Here is a 21,911-nt window from a genome sequence, read left to right as displayed (position 1 = left end):
TTACTTTTTTATCAAGCTTTTCTTCTTTAGCTTATTTTTTACACATACATTCCATCCCGTTGCGCCATTAGGGCTTCATCCGAAATGTAGTCGTCGTATTCTGTTTGTTTATCTATGATGCCAGTTGGAGTAAGTTCAATAACACGGTTGCTTACTGTTTGAATAAACTCGTGGTCGTGACTTGAGAACATTACGATACCTTTAAATTGCGATAACCTTTCGTTAAACGCCTGGATAGATTCCAGGTCGAGGTGGTTTGTTGGCGTATCCAGTATCATGGTATTGGCATTTTTGAGCATCATGCGGGCAATCATGCAGCGCATTTTTTCTCCTCCGGATAATACCTTGCATTTTTTGTAAATCTCTTCGCCCGAAAAAAGCATTTTGCCCAAATAACCACGGATAAAGACTTCTGTTGTATCATCTGTAAACTGGCAAAGCCAGTCCGAAATACTTAATTCGTTATTAAAAAACTCTGAGTTCTCTAAGGGCAGATAGGCTGTGGTGATGGTCTGTCCCCATCTGAATTCGCCGGTATCTGGTTTTTTGTGTCCGTTGATGATCTCAAAAAAAGCCGTCATGGCCCTTGGGTCTTTAGATAGGAATACAATCTTGTCGTTTTTTTCCACATTGAAAGAAACATCTTTAAATAAGGTTTCTCCTTCAATTGAGGCGCTTAAATTGCGGACTTCCAAAATAGTATTGCCCGGGTCTCTTTCCGGAGTAAATATAATGGCTGGATACTTTCTTGTAGAGGGCTGTATATCCTCAACATTCAGTTTTTCGAGCATTTTTTTACGACTGGTTGTTTGTTTGCTTTTGGCTACATTGGCGCTAAAACGGGCAATAAACTCCTGCAGTTCTTTCTTTTTCTCTTCTGCCTTTTTGTTTTGCTGTTGTTGCTGGCGCAGTGCTAGCTGGCTTGATTCGTACCAAAAGCTGTAGTTTCCTGAGAATAGCTGGACTTTTCCAAAATCAATATCAACAGTGTGGGTACAAATTGAGTCAAGGAAGTGGCGGTCGTGCGATACTACCAAAACCGTATTCTCCACATTTGATAAATACTGTTCTAACCAGGTTACTGAATCTAAATCCAGGTCGTTAGTAGGCTCATCCAAAAGCAGGTTTTCGGGTTTGCCAAACAATGCACGGGCCAATAATATTTTTACTTTTTGTTTACCGCTGAGTGTGCTCATCTGCATATAATGCAAATCCTCTTTAATACCCAGGCCACTCAACAGGTTGGCAGCATCACTTTCTGCGTTCCAGCCATCCATTTCGGCAAATTTTTCTTCAAGTTCAGAAACTTTAACCCCATCTTCATCAGAGAAGTCAGGCTTTGCATAAAGCGCATTTTTCTCCTGCATGATATTCCAAAGGGGAGCATGTCCCATCATTACAGTATCTAAAACTGTAAAATCGTCAAATTCGTGGTGATCCTGTTTCAGAACAGACAAGCGTTCGTTTGGACCAAATGTTACGGCTCCACTGGTAGAGTCCAATTCGCCGCTCAGGATTCGTAATAAAGTAGACTTACCTGCTCCGTTGGCACCAATAATACCGTAGCAGTTTCCTTGTGTAAATTTTAGGTTTACATCTTGAAAAAGAGTTCGTTTGCCGAACTGAATTCGTAGATTAGATACTGTAATCATTTATAAATATTTTTCTTTTATTTCAAAAGGAGCGCAAAGATAAATATTATAAATGACCTGACATTAACTGATTGAATTTAATAATGTTAATGATTGTTTAAATGAGTTCTGAGACTAGCAATTATACCTATATCCCATCAATAGAATATCATCAACTTGTTCGTTATAACCTATCCATTGGTTAAAAAAATACTGCAATTTTTCTTTTTGGTCTTGCATTGGTAGCTTGCTGAATTCAAGTATTTTAGATTTGTATAGTCCATGCATCATTTTTCGGTTGTTGGCACCGCCAAACTGGTCGGCATAGCCATCTGAGAACAGGTAAATGCAATCGTTGTTCTGCAGGTTGATGGTATGGCATGTAAAAGGTGATTGCCTGGGATAGGAGCCTACGGGCATCCTGTTCCCTTTTATTTCAATGAGTTCGTTGTTTCGTACTAAGTAGATGGGCAGGTTTGCACCAGCATATTTAAGGGTGTTGTCTTTATCATTAATTAAAACAAGTGATGCATCCAGTCCGTCAGAAATTTCATCACTTCCCGGACTGGAAAACGTAGATATGATGGTTTCCCTTAATTGGTTCAGGATAATGTCGGGATCTGATATTTTTTCAACGTTGATAATTTCCTTGATAAAGGCCATGCTCATCATGCTCATTAAGGCACCCGGAACACCGTGTCCTGTACAGTCTGCAGCAACCAAAAGTAGCTTGTTGTTTACTTTATTAACTATATAGAAGTCACCACTTACAATATCGCGGGGTTTGTAAATTACAAAATAATCCTCCATTAAAGTATCCAAAAAGGTTTTATGTGGAAGGGTTGCATTTTGTATCCGTTGCGCATAGTACATGCTGTCGGTAATTGTATCGTAAATATCTTCAATTGATTTTAGGTATCGCGTATTGTCGTCGAGCGATTTTTTATATTTGAGTTGTGTGGAAACCCTGACTTTGAGTTCGTCAAAATTAAAAGGTTTGGTAATAAAATCAACTGCCCCTACGCCAAATCCTTTTACCAGGCTTTGTGGATCTGTTTCTCCGGTTATAAAAATAACTGGAATATCGCTGGTAGAGCTGTCGGTTTTAAGAAGAGTGCATACATCATAGCCATTCATGCCTTCCATAATAATATCCAAAAGAACAAGGTCGGGCTTGTTGTCACCACGTGCTATTTTTAAGGCTTCTTCTCCTGAATTAGCCACCAGGCAATTGTATTCGCTTAAGCAATCGCATAACACCAAAATGTTTGTCGGGGAGTCTTCAACGATAAGTACTTTCTGCGGATCGGGAGTGAACATAAACAGCTTATTTATTTACCTCAAGTTACGTAATATCATTTCATAAGAAAAGTAAAAAATGTGTAAATTTTTTTGATCTGCATTTATGTGCCATCAAAACATAAAGCAATGACTTGTATTTTTACTAATTTTGTCATTTAATTTTTGAACAAGTAAATTATTAGAATCTTGATATATCCTGAGTTTTTTGAAGAGAAGATCCGCTTTAACAGGGTGCGGGAATTGGTAAAGGAGCAATGCCTGAGTTCTTTGGGTAAAGAAAGAGTTGACGAAATGCGCTTTGTAACCTTGCATGATGTTATTAATCGTTGGGTGAACCAAACCAATGAGTTTAAGCAGATATGTGTGGAAGAATCATCATTTCCAACCAGTTATTATATTGATGTGAGGGGGCCTTTACAGAGAATTAGGGTAGAGGGGTTGTTTTTAGAAGAGCGTGAACTTTTCGACATGCGTAGGTCGTTGTCTTCAGTAAAAGATATTGTACGTTTCTTTAAAAACAAGGAGGAGTCCAATACCTATCCTTTTTTAAGGGAAATAGCATCAAAGGTTATGGTGTACCCTTATATTTTTGAGCGGATAGATGGGATTTTGAACAAGTTTGGGAAAATTAAGGACACAGCTTCGCCCGAGTTAGCCAGGATAAGGAATGAGATGGTTAAAAAACAGGGGAGTGTTTCGCGAAGAATGGCTGCTATCCTTAACAAAGCACGTCAGGAAGGTTTGGTGGAAGCCGACACCAATGTGGCCATCAGGGACGGAAGAGCTGTGATACCGGTACCTGCAGGAAATAAACGCAAGCTAAATGGTATTATCCATGATGAGTCGGCTACAGGGAAAACCAGCTTTATTGAACCTACTGAGATTGTGGAGATCAATAATGAGATCAGGGAGTTGCAGTATGCCGAAAAAAGAGAGATGGCGAGAATACTACTCGCCTTTTCAGATAGCATCCGTCCGTATATTGATGATTTAATATACTCCTACGAGTTTTTAGGTATCATGGATTTTATACGGGCAAAGGCAAAGTTTGCTTTGAGAATCAATGCCTGTCTGCCCGATATGGTAAACCATGCTACCGTGAACTGGGAACAGGCTACACACCCCTTGTTGTACCTTCAACATTCGGCAGAAGGCAAAGAGGTGGTGCCGTTGGATATTGCGCTTAACAAAGAGCAACGCATTGTTTTGATTTCAGGGCCCAATGCAGGGGGTAAATCGGTTTGTCTGCAAACCGTAGGTCTGTTGCAATATATGTTCCAGTGTGGATTGTTAGTCCCTATGGACGAGCGAAGTACCATGGGTGTTTACCGGAATATATTTATCGATATAGGCGACCAGCAGTCCATTGAAAACGATTTGAGTACCTATAGTTCGCATTTGCTGAACATGAAGTACTTCTTAAAAAACGGAACCCCTGAAACCCTGGTATTAATAGATGAGTTTGGAACCGGTACCGAACCTGCACTGGGTGGAGCTATTGCTGAATCGGTGCTGAAGGAATTTAATAATATGCAGCTCCATGGTGTAATTACCACTCACTATACAAATTTAAAACACTATGCATCAGGAGTTCAAGGGATAGAAAATGGGGCAATGCAGTTTGATACGCATCAGATAAAACCTCTGTTTAAACTGTTAATCGGACAGCCGGGGAGTTCGTTTGCATTTGAAATAGCCCGTAAAATAGGACTTCCTGAAGGATTGCTGGATGAGGCCAAGATGCAAATAGGGGAAGATCATATCAATTTTGATAAGCACCTGAGGGAAATTGCCCGAGATAAGCGTTATTGGGAAAAGAAACGGGATAATATCCGAAGAAAAGATAAGCAACTGGAAGATGTGTACGACAAGTACCTGGGGCAGTTGGAAAATATGAAGAAGGAGCGGAATGCTATTATTGAAAAAGCCAGGAAAGAGGCCGAAGAATTAATGGCTACTGCCAATAAAAAGATTGAGCGTACTATCCGCGAAATCAAAGAAAGCCAGGCTGAAAAAGAAAGAACCAAACAGGCCAGGGAATCACTCACCAAGTTTAAAGGCCGGTTGGAGCATCAGGACGATAAACAAAAACAGAAGATTGAAAGAGAGATAGAACGAATAAAAAATCGTCAGAAAAAGAAGGGTGAAAAAGTAGTTAATGAAGATGCTGAATCATCAGAATCATTTAAGGATAATGATACAGCTATTCGGAAAGAACCAGTTAAGACAACCAAAGTTAAGAATGATGGAGTAATCCGTAAGGGGGATAAAGTTAGATTGGAGGGCCAGGCATTGCCGGGAGAAGTGATGGAACTCAATGGGAAAAACGCTTTGGTAGCCTTTGGCCAGATGTTGACCAATGTAAAGGTTACGCGGCTTGAGAAAATTAGCAATAAGCAGGTTAAGCAAGCATTACGCGGTATGAATAAGCAGAGCCTGGGAGCTAACCTGGCCGAAAAGGTAAGGAACAGAAAGCTGACTTTTAAACCAGATATTGATGTGCGTGGCCAAAGGGCCGACGAAGCCATACACAACGTAACCGCTCATATTGATGATGCGGTGATGTGTGAGGTTGAAACCGTGAAAATTTTGCATGGTAAGGGAAATGGTATTTTAAGACAAATGCTCAGAGAAATGCTAAATACCATGCCACATGTAAAAAGTTTCAGGGACGAACATATACAGCACGGAGGTAGCGGGATTACCATAGTGGAAATAGATATTTGAAATATAGAGTTTTATAGGTTATATTTGCCAATTGTCAATTTAAGGATAATGGGGAGATCAGAGAGCGGAATCAGAATAATTTTTACCTTGTTGTATGTACTGTTGAATTCATGGTGTTTAACAGGGCAGTCCGATTTGGGAGGTTTTGAAAACTACACCCGCAGTGAAGGTCTGTCACATTCAACTATCCAGACTGTATTGCAAGACAGCAAAGGGTATATCTGGGTCGGATCGTCTGATGGACTCATGAGGGCGGATGGTATTTATTTTGATAGTTTTAGTAAAAAAAATTCATATTCCAGTCTGTTAAGCGATAATACCATTAAGTGCATCATTGAAGATGAAAATGAATATGCATTTTGGATTGGAACTTCCGTTGGTGGCATAAACCGGTTTGATATTACCAGAAGAGACAGTGTTCATTTTTATATATACCCGGATGCTGACAATCCAAGTAGCATGGTGTCGATTAATGCAATTGGTCAGGTAAGCGCCCATAAGTTTTTAGTTGGCACCAACACACAGGGGCTGTATTATTTTTACCCTAAAACAAGTCGTTTTGAAAAAATTGAAGAAGTTTTTGATACCTCAATACCCTTTCCAACCAGTATTATCAGAATAGAAAAATCAAAAAACTTTATTTGGGTTACTTCATCAAACGGATTGCTACAGTTTAGTCAAAAAGGAGAATATATCACAACATATTATTTTACCGGAAAATCATTTACACAGGATGCTAAAGGAAATTCCCTGGTAGTGACCTCAATAAAAGAGTTGGATAACGATCATATTGCGTTTACTTCCGAAAATGCTTTATATGTGTATAATTGGCAAAACAATAAGTTAGAGAAGGTTTATAAAGCAGAAAGCAAAGATGTGTTGTTTAATTGTTTTACATATGATAACAAGGGTGGGTACTGGATTGGTACAGAGGAGAATGGGGTGTTTTATTACAATGAGTCAAAAAAATCGGTAGTAAACCATACGCGTAATTCAAATGGAAACTCTATTATTAGCAATTTTGTTAATGATATGGTAATGTGCCAGGATAATTCAATTTTGTGGATAGCCACTCAGAATGGATTGTCAAAATATGACTATTACTTATCAAAGTTTAAGCAATATGATATTGAAAACCTGACCAATAATCAAGTGTCATCAATCTTTACTTTGTATAAAGATTCCCAATCCGGGTATTGGGTAAGAGGAGGGAGAGGCACATATTATAAAGCAAATTCAGATTCTCTTTTTAAAAGGGCAGAATGGATACAGGATAGAGTGGTTTTTCAGGTGAAGGAAGATACAGAATCAAACTTATGGTTTACCTCACAAAAGGGAGTGGTGGTGTATAGCCTGAAAAATAAGATGAGCAAGGTGATCTCTTTTGAGCATCCGGATTGTGATCCATCAAAGCTCAATTTTGTTACGGCATTGGATATTGATTCGGATGGGATACTTTGGTTGATGAGTGAAGCCGGTATTATCAGGTGCAATATTAACACTGAGCAATATAAAGTTTTCCCTCTGGACAAGGAAGAATCAGGCTTTTTACACCGGTTTACGGATATCACGATTTCAGAAAAAGATGGGGTGTTATGGATAAGTAGCAGGAGTGGGGATTTGATGTATTTTAATATTTCTTCATCGGTTTATGGTTATGTGGATGTAAAGAAGTTGCTTGGTGTTTTAAATAAGCCATGCATTATAATGGACCTGGCGTTGGAAGGTGATGATAAAGTGTGGATAGCAACCTATGGCAGCGGATTATTAATATATGATAAGAAATCCGGATCTATCTCTACAGAATTGTCCTATGGTTTTATGGAAAGCTATGTCTATGCCATTGTTGATGATGGGGCGGGGAGCTTTTGGCTTAGTACAAACCAGGGAATATGCCGGGTTACCCTGGAGGACAGGTCGGTAAAGTTCTATGACCAAACGGATGGTACATATTGTTCGGAGTTTAATGAGCTTGCTTATTGTAAAGCATCAGATGGAAATATTTTGTTTGGAGGGATTAATGGTTTTATTGAGTTTAACCCCGAAAAAATATATAAAAACCAATATCAACCGGCTGTTTTTATAAGTTCTTATGTAGAGGATAATTTGTCTGCATTATATGCCGAAGAATTATTGGACGATGTGAGGTATGATACAGATTCTATAATTACAGTAAAAGGGGATTCCGAAGTAAAGTTTTATCCTTCGGTACTCAATTATTCCACAAGTTTTGATAACAGGATAAAGTGGAAACTGGAGGGTTTTGATAAGGATTGGAAAGAGGGCTATGCTCATGAGTCCATGACCTACAATAACCTGAAGAAAGGGACTTTTACTCTAAAGTTGAAAGGCACTAACAATGATGGGGTAGAGTGTGCCAATGTGGCTACATTAACCATAAAAGTGAAAGCAAAGTTTATTGATACCACATTTTTTCAAATACTTTTAGTTTTAGTTATTGTAGGGGCCATAGTTTTATTAATCAGGATACGGGCTCTTTGGCATAAAACTCAAAACAGCTTGCTGGTTGCTAAGGTTAATGAAAAAACAGAGGCCTTGACCAATGCCAACGTGGAGTTGGAAGAGTCGAAAAATAAAATACTAAATCAGAAAACCGAATTAGAGATCCACAGAAACTATCTGGAAGAAATTGTTGATTTGAGGACTGCCGATCTGGAAAAGGCAAAGGTTAAGGCTGAGGAATCAGATCAGCTAAAGACTTCTTTTCTGGCCAATCTTTCTCATGAAATCAGAACCCCAATGAATGCCATTATCGGGTTTTCAAACCTGTTGATTTCTGATGAATTTGAGACAAGCCAGCAAAGGCACTTTCTAAAACTGATTAACCAAAGTAGTGAGTCGCTCCTGGCCCTGATCAATGATATAATCGATATTTCGAGAATAGAAACCGGTAATATTAAACTGGTCAAGCAAAAAACAAATATCCCCCAGCTTGTAAAAGAGATAAAAGAAGAGTTGATATTTGAAGAGAAAAGCAAGGATGTCCGGTTTATGCAGTTCTACGAGCTGAATACCGGGGATATGGATTTTTGTACAGACAGATATAGGCTTAAGCAGATAATTTCTAACCTGTTGCGAAATGCCTTTAAATATACTTCAGAAGGATACGTTAAGTTGACTGTAAAATCTGCTACTGTTGAGGGGCTTAAAGAAATTGGTTTTAACCTGAATGGAAAAAAAGATACCAACTTTACGCCAATTGTATTTATTGTTGAGGATACTGGTATTGGTATTGAGGAAAAGGATTTAAAAATTATTTTTGAACCTTTTCAAAAAGCACAGAACATAGATAAGTTATATGATGGCATGGGCTTGGGACTTAGTATTGTTCGCAACCTTGTTGATTTGTTCGGTGGTGAGGTTCTGGTGGAATCTGAGAGCCAAAAGGGAACAAAATTCTACTTTTTTATTAATAAAACTTTGCACAGCTGTTAGCTTACCTGCTCCTTTTGTTTACCAAACCGTAAAGAATCAGGGATGTTCCTATGATAATCATGCCTACAATAGGAATAAGCTCTGGTGACTCGCCCGGAATAATAATCCAACTCAGAATAGCACCAAATATGGGAATGATAAACTTCCATATATTTAAGTCGGATACTAAAACCCCGGGGCGTTGGAGCAACAGGAACCATATGGTAAATGCAGCCGCAGAAATAAAACTTAACCATCCCAGTGATAAAAAGTAGGGCAGGGGATGTGAGAAACCTGCAAAGGGTTCTATAAACAATGAGATGATGAAAACAACCATTCCCCCAAACGACATTTGCATTGAGTTAAGTGCCACAGGTGAAATAATCCCCTTTAACCTGGCAACATATACGTTGCCAATCCCGCTTGCAATATTGGCAAATATCAAAATAGCTATTCCCCATAGTTGATCAACCCCATCGTTGCTTTCCCATCCCTTGTGGTAGGCAATTAAAATGATGCCCAGGATACCCAGCGATATAGTGGCCAGTTTTTTTAAGCTTAAACGGTCGTTTTTTTGCATCGCATTGGAAACAAGTGCGGCAAACAAGGGTTGGGAACCGATAATAATAGCAGCAATGGCTCCGGGAACCATGCTCACTCCCCAATAAAATAAGCTGTATAAAACTATGGTTTGGTATATGGATACCCTTAAAACTTTGAGCGGGTATTTTTTTAAGGATGTAATAAGTTGTTTCCTGTCTTTAACCAGCGGGATGATCATTAACCCGGCGATAAAGAACCGTATTCCGGCAAATTGTAATGGAGTAGTGTATTCCAGACCAATTTTTATGCCTGCAAAAGCAGTGGACCAAAGCAAGCAGGCAATGATGGCCAATATATATGTATGCGAAAAAAAATGCCTCATTAGTATATCAAATGAGGCACAAAGTTATTTGTTTTGGTTATATACAGTCCTTATTTAACCAGTATTAACACACTACTGGGTCAGTGAAAAACTAAAACTTACTCCAAAGTTACTGGTAGTGGTAGGATATGAGGTTGAAATATATGGCTTGTTAACTGCCCTGTCGTAAAAGAGTTGCATGTTAAACCGGTCGCTTAATACATAGTCGGCAGTAAACTTGATTGTTGTTATTTTGCTTCCTGATGTAAGCTGGCTGGTCCCTTCTTCAATTCTCCTGATTAATGCAATGTTGTCTTTTACCGATAAATCAAACCTAAGGTTTAAATCGCTCGACATTTTCTTGGCACCTCTTCCGCTTCCAAGTATCATATCCATTTTATCAAACCTGTAACCTAAACCTACGGTGAATTTGTCATCATAATTTTCAATTAATTGGTTACTGGTTAAACTAAGGTTTAAGCCCCTCGATTTGTCAATCTCAAACTTGGTGATTAAACTGTTTTTCCATGTAATGTTAAACCCAATTAATGGTCGGAACGATTCTTCCAGCGTAACCGAATTCACCTGGTACTCTGAAATAAAGTTCTCTTGCACATCCCTGATCCAGCTGATGCCACTTGCATCCTCATCATAATCAATATTTGAGGTATATGAACTAACCCGGTATGATGATTTGTAGGTATGGTTTACATCAAATGACCTGATATATTTTTTGAACAGTTTTATTTTTGATAAACCATTGTACGTTAATCTCCAGTTCGGCTGCATTTTTAATACCGAAGGAAACAGGTCTGTGAAAATATTATCTGTATTGGTTCCGCTATAGGCTGCCAAAAAGGCCGGTATAAGTACATCCTGAGAATTTAACCCATAACCGTTTGGATTAGGGTTGTTTTCATCAAGGGCTGTAGCTTCTGTAATATAACCTGGCCGGGCTGCCAGCTTTTTATTTTCCAGTCGTTGGGCAATTTTCGACCTGTTTTGAAGGAACGTATTGTAAGTTTCCGACTCATATGTTCCCTTTTTACTAACATCTTTAAATGCCGTGCGGATGATATTATAAGTCATTGAAAAGTTTCCGCTTTCTCGGGTGTTGTATGCCTCAAAGGAGCTACCACTTTTATAATAGTATTCATCCATATTGTTGGCAAACCTTCTGTTGGTATTCAAATCAATACGAAGACCGTTAATGGGTTGTATGGTGACTTTTAAGGTTAAGTCTTCCATATGTGTCATCAAATAGGGTTGGTTGATTGTATCTACCGTAATCCAACCCTTCTGGGCAGCTTTTCTTGCAAATTGCCTGTCCTGGAAACCTGCTATAAAGTTATAACCTGGCGCATTAAATCCGTTATAGTTATCGGTTCCCATAAACTTGGAAGTAGGGAGGTATCCAGGTAATGTGGTTGAGTTCGACTCCGTATAACTTAAACTGGCATTTTTAATCCCGGTAGCAAGCATGGCTGAGTAATCCAAAATAGTTCCCAGGATAGTTGTTTTTTCAACAACAGTACCTGTTACCATTACCCTGGCATTTTTATAATCGGCTTCCGGAATAAACTCTGCCTTTGTTTCATTAACAGGCACAACTTTTCCCCTGGCGGTCCTTCCGTTTTGGTCAAACATCCTAACCCTGACATTATTGGTTTTTAGCTTGTGGTTGATGATGTATGACTGGCCTTTTACTAAATCAATCCCATCATCGTTATACCTTACCGTCTTTTTTTGATTTGTTTTTTTCTGTTTGTTAGTTCCTGAATACTTTCTGCTTAGCTCTTTTAAGTACTTAGACTGGTTGTAGAGCGTATTCATGTTCAGGTTAACAGATCCCTGAATGTTATTGCCGTTGGTAATAGTGTTACCCCATTTTATACTTTCATCGGTAGATTGAGGTGCTGTTTGCCAATTGTATCGTCCAGAATACCTTATGTTAGAGTTTACCCAGTTTAAATAAGGCAGCTTATTAATTGGCAGGTTGTAATTAGCATTAAAATTATGCTGATAATTTGTTGTTCGCCCACCATTATAAATATTTGTAAGCACCGAGTCTCTCCATAGTTCATATTCATCTTTGTACTCGTCTCTGTCTACAATTCCATCGGGCTCATCTATGCGGGCGTTTGTTGCCGAGCTAAAGTCAAATTTTAATGATTTGGTAAAGTTAAACCTTAAATCAAAGTACCTGTTCCAGTTAAAGTCTTTGCTTACCGTAACCGGGATTTTGTATTCCGGGTTATTTACGTTCCGTAGCTCAGTTTGCTTGTAATCCCGAAGCATTTCTGTTCTGTACGAAATCTGGGTCGGCATCAAATAAAAGTTAAAGTCCTTTATTATTTTAAACGCTTTTCCTTTTAATGCTTTGCTTTGTTTAAACGGCTGGTAGTTTTTTGGTTTGTTATTAAAATTGTATGCCAATACAGCCTTAAAGTCTTTGTCGATGGCCTTTTCAGTATTTACATCGCGCGATGTGGTTTCGTTGTAGGCATAAGTTGCCGACAGGTTTGATACATCGTATATTTTTGCTTTGTTATTTTTGGGTTTCAACCTTACATTGGTAAAGTTTACACTTTTACGTTTTACAACATCCTGCGAAAGCTTTTTAATGCTGTCGCGTTCGGCAGACGTTTTAGCATTGTCAAGTACCACATCTAATTTAATATCCGGATCCAATGGGTAATACTCAGGTGTTGTTACCTCTTTTGACTGGGCATAATAAAATGGCACAGACAAGCGTGAATTGGCACCCAGGAATTTACCCAGCTCCAGATTAGTAGCCATGTCGTACTGATAAAAGTCTTCCTGACTCCTTTCTGATACACTTTGGTCTACACTACCAAATCCTACCGATGAAGTATTTCCTGCAAGTGATATGTTTCCTAAGTCTGATAATTTAATATTCATACGAGCATTGGCAGCCCAGCCTCCGCGTTCGTCAAAGTTTGTTAGTCGAAGCTCGTTAAACCATGTTTCAAACGAAACAGGTTTTTCTGCCACAGTACTCCTGACCCCAATCATTATAGTCCGGATATTTCCAAGGTTCGGATTACCCTTGATCTTAGCCCAGTTTTGTCCATCCTGCATCATGTATACATCTGAACTTGAGGTGTTGCTCTGGTTCCTGTTTAGTTTAGCCGTTTGGAACACACTCAAAGGAAAATCAAATTGGTTGTTCTCCGGCCAAACATCTTCTGCATCGGTAGCCCCGTGCTGGGTCATTTCCAGTGGGACTTCATATTCGTAATAGTTATCTTTTAAATCGGAACCCAAGCGTATAAAAGCCCTGACTTTATTGTCACCAATAGAGTTTTCCTCACCCACCAGTTCTTCGGCATGAACCTCCATTTTTAACCTGCCATACTGGAGAATATCCATATTTACAGTTTTGTAAATGGCCCGCCTGTCGTTTTTAGGCAGGTCGGTAACTTTAATGGTTATGGACTGCTCGTTTAATTGTCTGATTTGAGGGTTTGCCGGATCGATAACCCTGTCAATTCCCGGAGGAAGTACATAGTTAATTGGTGACCTGTCAGCATTTTCCTCAATATTTACAGCTCCGGTTGTGAACTGTGCGTTTTCACTTTGGCTTTCGTTTAAAAATTCATCTCTTTCAGTAAGGTCGTTGGTGTATTTCCTCCATTCACTTCTAACCAGATCCAAGCTTGCAAAACGTAATATAGTGGTATCATTAAAACCTTGCATGAACATCCTCATAAACCTTATGGAACGAAGGTCGGAAATATTACCGATGGTTTCTTCCGGTACCGAAACAGGAATGCGGAACTGATACCAGGTTACTTCTTCTTGTTGGTTGTTTTTTAGGTTAACGGTAGCCACACGCTTGTCTGTAATGTAATTTTTACCCACAACCATGTTTTCAGGAGCAAGGCTTACTTTATATTGAAAATAGCTTTCGTTTTCGCTCAATGTGTTATCCTTGTTGATGTCTTCCATATCAGGAAGTGAAATAGCTGCCGTAGAATAACTCTCGGGTGAATATTCTGAAGGAACAGAGTTTCCTTCAGGACCGTTGAAATTTTTATACCTGTCCAAAATCCCGGTTTTCTCACTGTCGAAGTCACTTCCCCTGAAATAATGGTAGTCATCCGATGAGGGGTCACTAATAATGTTTTGATAAGCTTCGTCTGTTAGTTGTCCGGTATTGTACATATTTTCCACAGCATCCATATAGCTTTGGTGGAATGTAGATTCCTGTTCGCTGGTAAGACCGTCGAAACCTATATCCTGCATTATTCTTGTGGCAGCTTCGTTGCTAAAGGCGTTTACTAAACTTTGTTTTGTTGGTACATAGCCCCATGCAGTCTGATCCACATCAAACGGTTCATCGGGGCCTGGCATTCCCTGCTCAAAGAACTTCCTGGAGTCATTTAAAATATCTTCAGAAACATTACCCAGGTTAAAATACAGTTCCCCCCTGTTGTCCGAATTTTGTTCATAAACATAGGGATCCATCATCCAGAATTCAATGAATTCTACATTGGCGGCCTCAAAGTCGTTGGTTTCCACGCGGCGTTGGATACCTGCCCAACGAGATTCTGGATTGTTTAACTGTCCATCCTGATCCATATCCGTATTGTAGTTATAGGGCCCTTTTTCGTTAGGGTAATATGCTACGTTTAATACAGATATATTTGTAGGCTGGCCATATTCCGCTTCTTTTTCAGGCCATATCTCTTTTTCATAAATCTCCCTTACAAAGTGGTTCGACTGTTCATCCAGGTCGTTTGTAATATGGTTTGGAGTGTATTGGTTGTTTCTCGAAAATAATGGATCGATTGTGTACCAGGCAATTTTTGCCCTGTCGTATCCTGAAATAACATCATTTATAGCATCTGCATTAGGAATCAATTCGTTTTGTCCCTGTGGCGCACTGGCTAAACTCCAGGCAGTCCAGTTTCGCATGTCAATAGAGGTTTCTGTTCCTTCAAAATCATCAATATACGACTGTCCTTCAGATTCAATTACATCGGGGTGTCCCGGTAATATTTGCGCGTATTCACCTTCGAATGTTATGCTTGAAGGCTCCTTTACCTGTAATCCTGGCAATTTATTCAGAACGTTGGTTAGCCACTGGGTCTCTGTATAATAAGAAGTGTTGAAACCGTAAATGGTATTGGCAATTGGTTCGTCGCCAATGTTTACCTTTTGCGTTAGTGGCTGTTCGCGTAAATATTCAATAGTGGCACCAATATTAAAATTATCGTTGAACTGATAGTTTAAATGGGTACCAAGTAAAGTTTTTGTTTGAAGGTTAAATAAACTTTGGCTCTCCAATGAAATTTTTATCGGGGTACCGCTTTCCAACAATCCCTGATTAATAATTTTTACTGTACCAAAGGAGTAGTCAACGGTATAGTCAACATTTTCGGTTAGTTTAATACCCCCGGCGGTAACAATTACCGACCCTTGAGGGATATTTTGAGCATTCAATGCAATTTCACTGCTGGTGCTTGATTTGTATGTTCCCCGTAACCAGAACTTGTTTTTTTCTGAGCTTTGTGTTGCCAGTGTTTGGGTAGAATCATATAAAGCCTGGTATACATATTTATCAATAAGTTCCTGTTTGTCCACCGACGAAATAGATGTGGAACTATTTATAACCTCTTCAAGGTGAGATCCGAAAGGTTCAAGAACCGGGAAAATGATCCTACCATTTTGAGGATAGATAGTCTGGCTTTCGATATAGTCAAATACACCATCCGGAATTGGATCCAGGGCATTGTTTAACCTGTCCAGATTCATTAACCTTAATAATAGCGGTATGCTGTCTTTTCTATCGGCAAACAGTTCTGTTTCGGGCAGGTAATTGATATATGCACCTGTTGAATCATCAACATAGGCAATGTCAAACACAAAATCTTCGCGGTTAACCTGGTATGCACCAATGGAATAGATGTTTTTCATCATCAGGTCCCATGTAGGCTTAACAGAAGGAGTGAGGTTGGTGCTTTTAAGTAACTTTAGAAACAAAGAGGTGGATGCATCATTACCTGAGTTTGTAAATTCCCCCACAGTGTATGTCTGTCCGTTGTAATCGTACTCAAATGCCACAGCCAAAACTTCATCACTATTTAAAGAACTGTTTAAAGAGATAAAACCCAATCGGCTGTTCAAGGTATATTCGGATGCCGATAGTAACCTGGCATTTTCTATTTTTTCGTAATCCTGCCCGTTTGTAAAACCACTGCCCGAAAGTCCCTGAAGTGTTTGGGTAACCTGGTTGATGTCCCTGATGGCAGAATAGGTTGTGTTCATCTGGTTATACAGGTTGTTGGTATTGTTTGATGGGTTTCGCTCTTCAAAGCGAGCCCCGGGTTTAGAATCCTGCCAAAGTGTATTATTGTAAATATTTTCCTGAGTCTCACCAATATCCATAAAACCGATAATGTTCCTGGCATCATCAAAGTTACCGGCACGGTTGGTGATCCAGACTTCTACTTTTTTGATGCTTATTCTTGACAGGATAGGATAATTTTTTTGTGCATCATCATACAAATCCCTGAAATAGTTTGATAAGAAGAAGTGTCTGTTTTTATCGTATTCATTAATAGGGAGTTCGTATTCCTGTTGTTGTGCCCCTCCCTGTACGTCCATAACCGTGGTTTCGCCCTTTTGCTGCGAAGCAATGGCACTTACGCTCAGTTTACCAAACTGAAGGTCGGTTTTTATACCAAACAAACTCTGGCTTCCGGTAATAAGGGTACCAGGTAGTGATAGTGAAACATTACCGGCCTCAATCGATTGGATAATGTCATCCTCTTTTCCCTCATACTCCAGCTTCATTTCGTTTTCAAATTCAAAAGTGGCCTCTGTATTATAATTGATGCCCATTTTTAATTTGTCGCCAATACTACCCTGGATGTTCATCTGAATCTTTTCTTCAAAATCAAATGTGGTAGTTTTCCTCAAGTCTTCCTGAAGGGTGGGGTTGTCGATTTTTGTTTGGTTGACACCAATTCTCAACTCAGCCCTACCTTGTGGTTTAATGTTAATTAAGTTCCCACCTAGTAAATTATCGAGCTCGCCCCCCAGCTTTATAGAAGGGTTGAAAATGCTGAATTTATCATCTGAGTCTACAGTCCTGGCCCTTCCTTCCCAGTAGGCAAGCATTGAGTTTCTCACATCTTCGTCCATGTACTCTTCAAGGGTCATGGTATATGGAAGCCTCACATCAATATTGCCCACTTTCCTGAAAAAAGAGACTTCTCCTGTTTGAGGATTATATTTTGTGGTATATCTTAAATTTTCTGATTCCGGAAACTTAAAAGCGCTTTTTTGCTCCGGTTTAAGAAAAGGGTTGTTTGAGTTGTTGTTTATAATCGGGAACCTGGTTTCCTGACTCAGGGAGTCCGGTTCCTGCAAAAGCGGCGGGAGACTATTACCTGCCGATAGGTTGTAATTGGTTATAAATACTAAAGAAATTAGTATGGATATACTTGCTAATTTATATTTGAAAACTTTTCTCAAGTTTTAATTGTTTTAATGGTTATTATGGGTAAAACAGGATTTGTATAGGGGTAAACTACAACATTTTCAGCGCTTTTTTTATTACCTCTTCAACCTTGATTCCCGGTTCTGCCGACAGAATTTTGTCAACAACTTTTTGGGCACTATTCTTCACAAATCCTAACATTACTAAAGCAGATAACGCCTCTTCTTTTAATGTATTGTTTGGTTCAACAAATATTTTTTGATCAACAGGTTCTTTTCCCAGTTTGTCTGTTAAATCCACAATAACCCGTTGCGCGGTTTTTGCCCCAATACCTTTAATCCCTTTTAGCAGGTTTACATTACCTGATGTAATGGCATCATGGATTTCTCCCGGCGACATGGATGACAGCATCATCCGGGCAGTATTGGCTCCAATGCCACTCACCGAAATCAGGTGAACAAATATATTCCGTTCCGTTTTTTCATAAAACCCATACAGGTTGTGGGCATCCTCACGAATCTGCTCATAAAGAAACAATTGGATTTCTTTTTGGTTTTGAAGCTTGGTATAGGTGTTTAATGAAATATTAATAAAATATCCCATCCCATTGTTTTCCACAATGCAATGAGCCGGACTCGATTCTATGATATGACCTTTTATATATTCGAACATTTTTTCAATTATCAATTAACAATGATCAATTATTAATATTATTATTTATTCTGGTGGATTTAATGATGCTAAATAAAATTTTACATATTTCATCTACCGAGTTATATGCTATAATAAAATCATCTTCATTTATTAGTTCTATTTCTTTTGTTAGTTCAAGCCAATATTTTGTTTCTAATCCTTCTTTATAGGCAATACTTACTTTATTAGAGAAGTCTGCCTTAGAAATTGCTCCATTTGATTCAGCTAGATTAGCACCTATAGAAGTTCCACTTCTTAGTAATTGTCTTGATATATCAAATTCTTTATTGTTTTCTTTTAGTTTTTTACAAATTCTGTAAATCAATACAGAAAACGCAAAAGCCTTTTTAAATGCTATATTTTTACTCATAATTAAGGTTCTGATTGTTCATTGCTCATTGCTCACTGCAGATGGCTCATTGTTCATTGCTCATTGTTCCCTGTTAATGCATTCCACCCTTGTGCCTGTAATTCTATTTCCTGGTCGGCATTGGTTACCAGGTAGCATCCTTTGCTTTCTTCTGTAATATGGCCAATGGTGTATATTTTTAAGTCAGTTTCTTTCGAAAACTTTTCGTAATCATCCATCGAAATGGTAAAAAGAAGTTCGTAATCCTCGCCACCATTGAGCGCAGCCACGGTAGGGTTCATATTTATTTCTTCTGCCATTAAAGAGGTTGTATGATCGATAGGGATCTTGTTTTCGTATATTCTGCAACCCGTTCCTGAGTTTTTGCAAATATGTTTTATTTCAGAAGATAAGCCATCCGATATGTCGATCATTGAAGTCGGTTTAACGCCTATTTCTTTTAAAAATGCAATTACATCGCCCCTTGCTTCAGGTTTTAGCTGGCGTTCCAAAATGTAATCGTAGCCTGATAAATCAGGTTGCACTTTGGCGTTGCCTTCATGAACGCGTTTTTCCCTTTCAAGAAGTTGCAGTCCCATATAAGCTCCACCCAAATCCCCTGATACACAAATCAAGTCGTTGGGTTTGGCCCCTTTGCGGTAAACAATGTCATTTTCATCACCCTCACCAATAGCCGTAATACTGATGGTTAATCCTGTAAGGGAAGAAGAGGTGTCGCCACCCACCAGGTCAACACCATGTTTGTCGCAAGCCAGCTTAATTCCTTCATATAGTGTTTCCAGTGCTACAGTGTTCATTTTAGAACTAACCCCAATTGAAACCGTGATTTGTTTTGGAGTGGCGTTCATAGCAAATACATCGCTTAGGTTAACCATTACGGCCTTATATCCCAAATGTTTTAGGGGGGTATAAACCAAATCAAAATGAATGCCCTGTAAAAGCAGGTCGGTTGTTACCACAACCTGTTTATTCTTATAGTCAAGAACAGCCGCATCGTCGCCAACGCCCATTTTAGTACTGCTGTTTTTTATTTCTATATTCTTAGTAAGGAGATCAATCAATCCAAATTCGCCTAAGTTCTTAAGGTCTTGATTCTTGTTTTCTGCCATTTTTAAAAATTACATCGTTAAGGTGCAAAACTAATAAAAATGAGATTATTTAAGAATATTATTAACAGGCATTATTGTTAAGGTTACGTTTTTGGATGGTTTTTACACTTTTTGAGAACATTCTTTGCACCGTTGCTGCATCCCTATAGGTTATGTCTTTGTATACAATGATGTTTAATAATATTCAATCTTTAAAAAAAATCCATTGGCACTGATTTAAAATCAGTGCAATAGCTGCCATGTAAATCTAGTGATTTTTTTTGTGTAAAGAGTTGTTGCTTTTTATAATACGAGCTAAGGATTTGTAATCTGGCATTTAGGTATTGGTGACAGTTCGCTTATTGCATTGAATACAATTCAGTGCTAATAGCCGAGGAGTTTGATTTACATGTCTGCCCCTATATAAAAAAAGCTGCACTATTTCTAGCGCAGCTTCTCAAAACCATAATGATTTTTATCTCAATTCAATAAGTCTCCTGGTTTAAACCAAACCGGCAAATCCCATAAATGCAAGGGCAAGGATGCCGGCAACCAATAAAGCAATTGGCGTACCTTTCATTCCTTTGGGCAAATCAATCAGTTCAAGTTGTTCGCGGATTCCGGCAAAAATGATCAATGCCAAACCAAAACCTATGGCAGTAGCTGTTGAAAAAGCTACAGCTTGTAATAGGTTAAGATCTTTTTGTATGGTCATAATGGCAACCCCTAAAATGGCACAGTTTGTTGTAATCAGAGGTAAAAACACTCCAAGAGCCTGATAAAGAGGAGGGCTTACCTTTTTTAATATAATTTCAACCAACTGTACTAATGATGCAATTACCAATATAAATGAAATGGTTTGTAAATAACCAACGTTAAATACATCCAAAACATATTTTTGAAGCAAGTAAGTAACTATAGTGGCAATTACCATTACAAAAGTAACCGCCCCTGTCATACCAATACCTGTAGAAATCTTTTTAGAAACACCAAGGAACGGACAAATTCCAAGGAACTGTGCCAATACAATGTTATTAACAAATATGGCCGATATAAATATTAATACGTATTCCATTTCTTAGGCTTTTTTTAATTTGTTAATAATAGCAATTAAATATCCTAAAGCGATAAATGCACCAGGAGCCAATACAAAAACCAACATTCCGTATTGTTCCGGATAAATTGTGATGCCAAATATTTTACCGCTTCCTAAAAATTCACGCACACCACCTAAAATGGTAAGGGCCATTGCAAATCCCAATCCCATGCCTGCGCCATCTATCATTGAAGAAAGGAACCCGTTTTTTGAAGCAAAAGCTTCTGCACGTCCCAATACCACACAGTTTACTACAATAAGAGGGATAAATAACCCTAACGACTCAAACAATGCAGGCAAGTAGGCTTGCATTGATAACTCAACAACAGTTACAAAGGATGCAATGATTACAATAAATGCAGGGATACGAACTTTGTCAGGAATTAAATCCTTAACTAATGATACCACAATGTTACTCATGATAAGTACAAATGTAGTTGCTAATCCCATTCCAAGTCCGTTAATTGCTGATGAGGTAACACCAAGCGTAGGACACATACCTAATAACAAGGTAAAAACGGCATTCTCTTTAAAGAAGCCCTTTGAAAAGTTTTTCCATTGATTCATGACTGGCCTCCTTTCGATTTTGTTGTTGCAGAGCTATGGGCATCGGTGTTATCCATATATGTGTTGTAAGCAACCATAATGGCATCTAAAAACGCCCTTGAGCTAATAGTTGCAGCCGTAATAGCATCAACTTGTCCGCCATCTTTGCTTACCACCATTTTTGTAGTTTTAGGATTTTTGCCCAAAACAGATTGGTTTCCTTTATCCATTCTGAACCAGGCCTGCATTTTAGATCCCAGTCCCGGAGTTTCTTTGTGTTCAAGAACCGAGTAATTGATAATGGTTCCGTCAGGTTTCATACCAACCATAACTTTAATCTCTCCGCTAAAACCCTTTTCGGTTTTTGTTGAAATAGCTACCCCTAAAAGCTCTTCTCCTTTTTTACAAGGGAATACTTTAAGTGCAAACCCTTCTTTCGAAGTCAGTTCGTAAGCTTCGTCGGTAGGATTGTTATCAAAGCCCGGAACTACCTGTTCAATGGCTTTTTTTTGTTTGGCCAGCTTGGCCGCTGCAATAGGCTCTTTGGTTACCTTGTAAACCATGCCTAGCGATCCACCTGCAACTGCTGTAATAATAAGCAATGCAAGTACCATGTTTACTAATGTTGATTCTGTTTTTGCCATGATT

At 38.8% G+C, this 21,911-nt stretch carries 12 protein-coding genes; 2 read left to right on the top strand and 10 right to left on the bottom strand.

Going from position 1 to position 21,911, the window contains the following annotated elements; all coding sequences use genetic code 11:
- Positions 1-38 precede the first annotated feature (38 nt).
- A complete protein-coding gene (locus OM074_RS08170; protein ID WP_301198972.1) occupies positions 39-1,652 on the bottom strand; it encodes an ABC-F family ATP-binding cassette domain-containing protein in 1,614 nt (537 codons plus the stop codon).
- Positions 1,653-1,766: 114 nt separating this feature from the next.
- On the bottom strand, positions 1,767-2,951 hold the full coding sequence (locus tag OM074_RS08165) for a response regulator (protein WP_301198971.1): 1,185 nt from the start codon (positions 2,949-2,951) through the stop codon (positions 1,767-1,769).
- Between the two features lie 168 nt (positions 2,952-3,119).
- On the opposite strand from OM074_RS08165, the gene OM074_RS08160 reads away from it, so the two are divergent.
- Together OM074_RS08160 and OM074_RS08155 are read left to right on the top strand one after the other, a co-directional pair.
- Positions 3,120-5,660 (top strand): endonuclease MutS2, encoded by a 2,541-nt coding sequence (locus OM074_RS08160; protein WP_301198970.1) that lies wholly within the window; start codon positions 3,120-3,122, stop codon positions 5,658-5,660.
- Between the two features lie 48 nt (positions 5,661-5,708).
- A complete protein-coding gene (locus tag OM074_RS08155) occupies positions 5,709-9,116 on the top strand; it encodes a sensor histidine kinase (protein ID WP_301198969.1) in 3,408 nt (1,135 codons plus the stop codon).
- 1 nt (position 9,117) lies between these two features.
- Here OM074_RS08155 and OM074_RS08150 read toward each other — a convergent pair whose 3' ends face one another.
- The 8 genes from OM074_RS08150 to OM074_RS08115 form a co-directional block, all read right to left on the bottom strand.
- Complete coding sequence (locus OM074_RS08150) at positions 9,118-10,020, bottom strand: DMT family transporter (RefSeq protein WP_301198968.1); 903 nt, start codon at positions 10,018-10,020, stop codon at positions 9,118-9,120.
- A gap of 72 nt (positions 10,021-10,092) precedes the next feature.
- The gene (gene sov / locus OM074_RS08145) at positions 10,093-17,505 is read right to left on the bottom strand and encodes a T9SS outer membrane translocon Sov/SprA (protein WP_301198967.1); all 7,413 of its coding nucleotides are present in this window, start codon (positions 17,503-17,505) and stop codon (positions 10,093-10,095) included.
- A 55-nt stretch (positions 17,506-17,560) separates the two neighbouring features.
- On the bottom strand, positions 17,561-18,142 hold the full coding sequence (ruvA, locus tag OM074_RS08140) for a Holliday junction branch migration protein RuvA (protein ID WP_301198966.1): 582 nt from the start codon (positions 18,140-18,142) through the stop codon (positions 17,561-17,563).
- 25 nt (positions 18,143-18,167) lie between these two features.
- Positions 18,168-18,533, bottom strand: coding sequence for a four helix bundle protein (locus OM074_RS08135; RefSeq protein ID WP_301198965.1), 366 nt, complete (start codon positions 18,531-18,533; stop codon positions 18,168-18,170).
- A gap of 53 nt (positions 18,534-18,586) precedes the next feature.
- Positions 18,587-19,642, bottom strand: a complete 1,056-nt coding sequence (gene thiL / locus OM074_RS08130; protein WP_301198964.1) for a thiamine-phosphate kinase — start codon at positions 19,640-19,642, stop codon at positions 18,587-18,589.
- Positions 19,643-20,123: 481 nt separating this feature from the next.
- Entirely contained in the window at positions 20,124-20,696 is a 573-nt protein-coding gene (locus OM074_RS08125; RefSeq protein ID WP_301198963.1) for an electron transport complex protein RnfA, read from the bottom strand.
- Positions 20,697-20,699: 3 nt separating this feature from the next.
- A complete protein-coding gene (locus OM074_RS08120) occupies positions 20,700-21,284 on the bottom strand; it encodes an RnfABCDGE type electron transport complex subunit E (RefSeq protein WP_301198962.1) in 585 nt (194 codons plus the stop codon).
- The gene (locus OM074_RS08115; RefSeq protein ID WP_301198961.1) at positions 21,281-21,907 is read right to left on the bottom strand and encodes an RnfABCDGE type electron transport complex subunit G; all 627 of its coding nucleotides are present in this window, start codon (positions 21,905-21,907) and stop codon (positions 21,281-21,283) included. The genes OM074_RS08120 and OM074_RS08115 overlap by 4 nt, the downstream gene beginning before the upstream one ends.
- Positions 21,908-21,911 lie beyond the last annotated feature (4 nt).

The sequence above is a fragment of the Plebeiibacterium marinum genome (assembly GCF_026013615.1).
GTDB lineage: Bacteria > Bacteroidota > Bacteroidia > Bacteroidales > Marinilabiliaceae > Saccharicrinis > Saccharicrinis marinus_A.
Note: the sequence above shows the minus strand (reverse complement) of the source record. Positions and strands in the feature narration are given on the sequence as shown.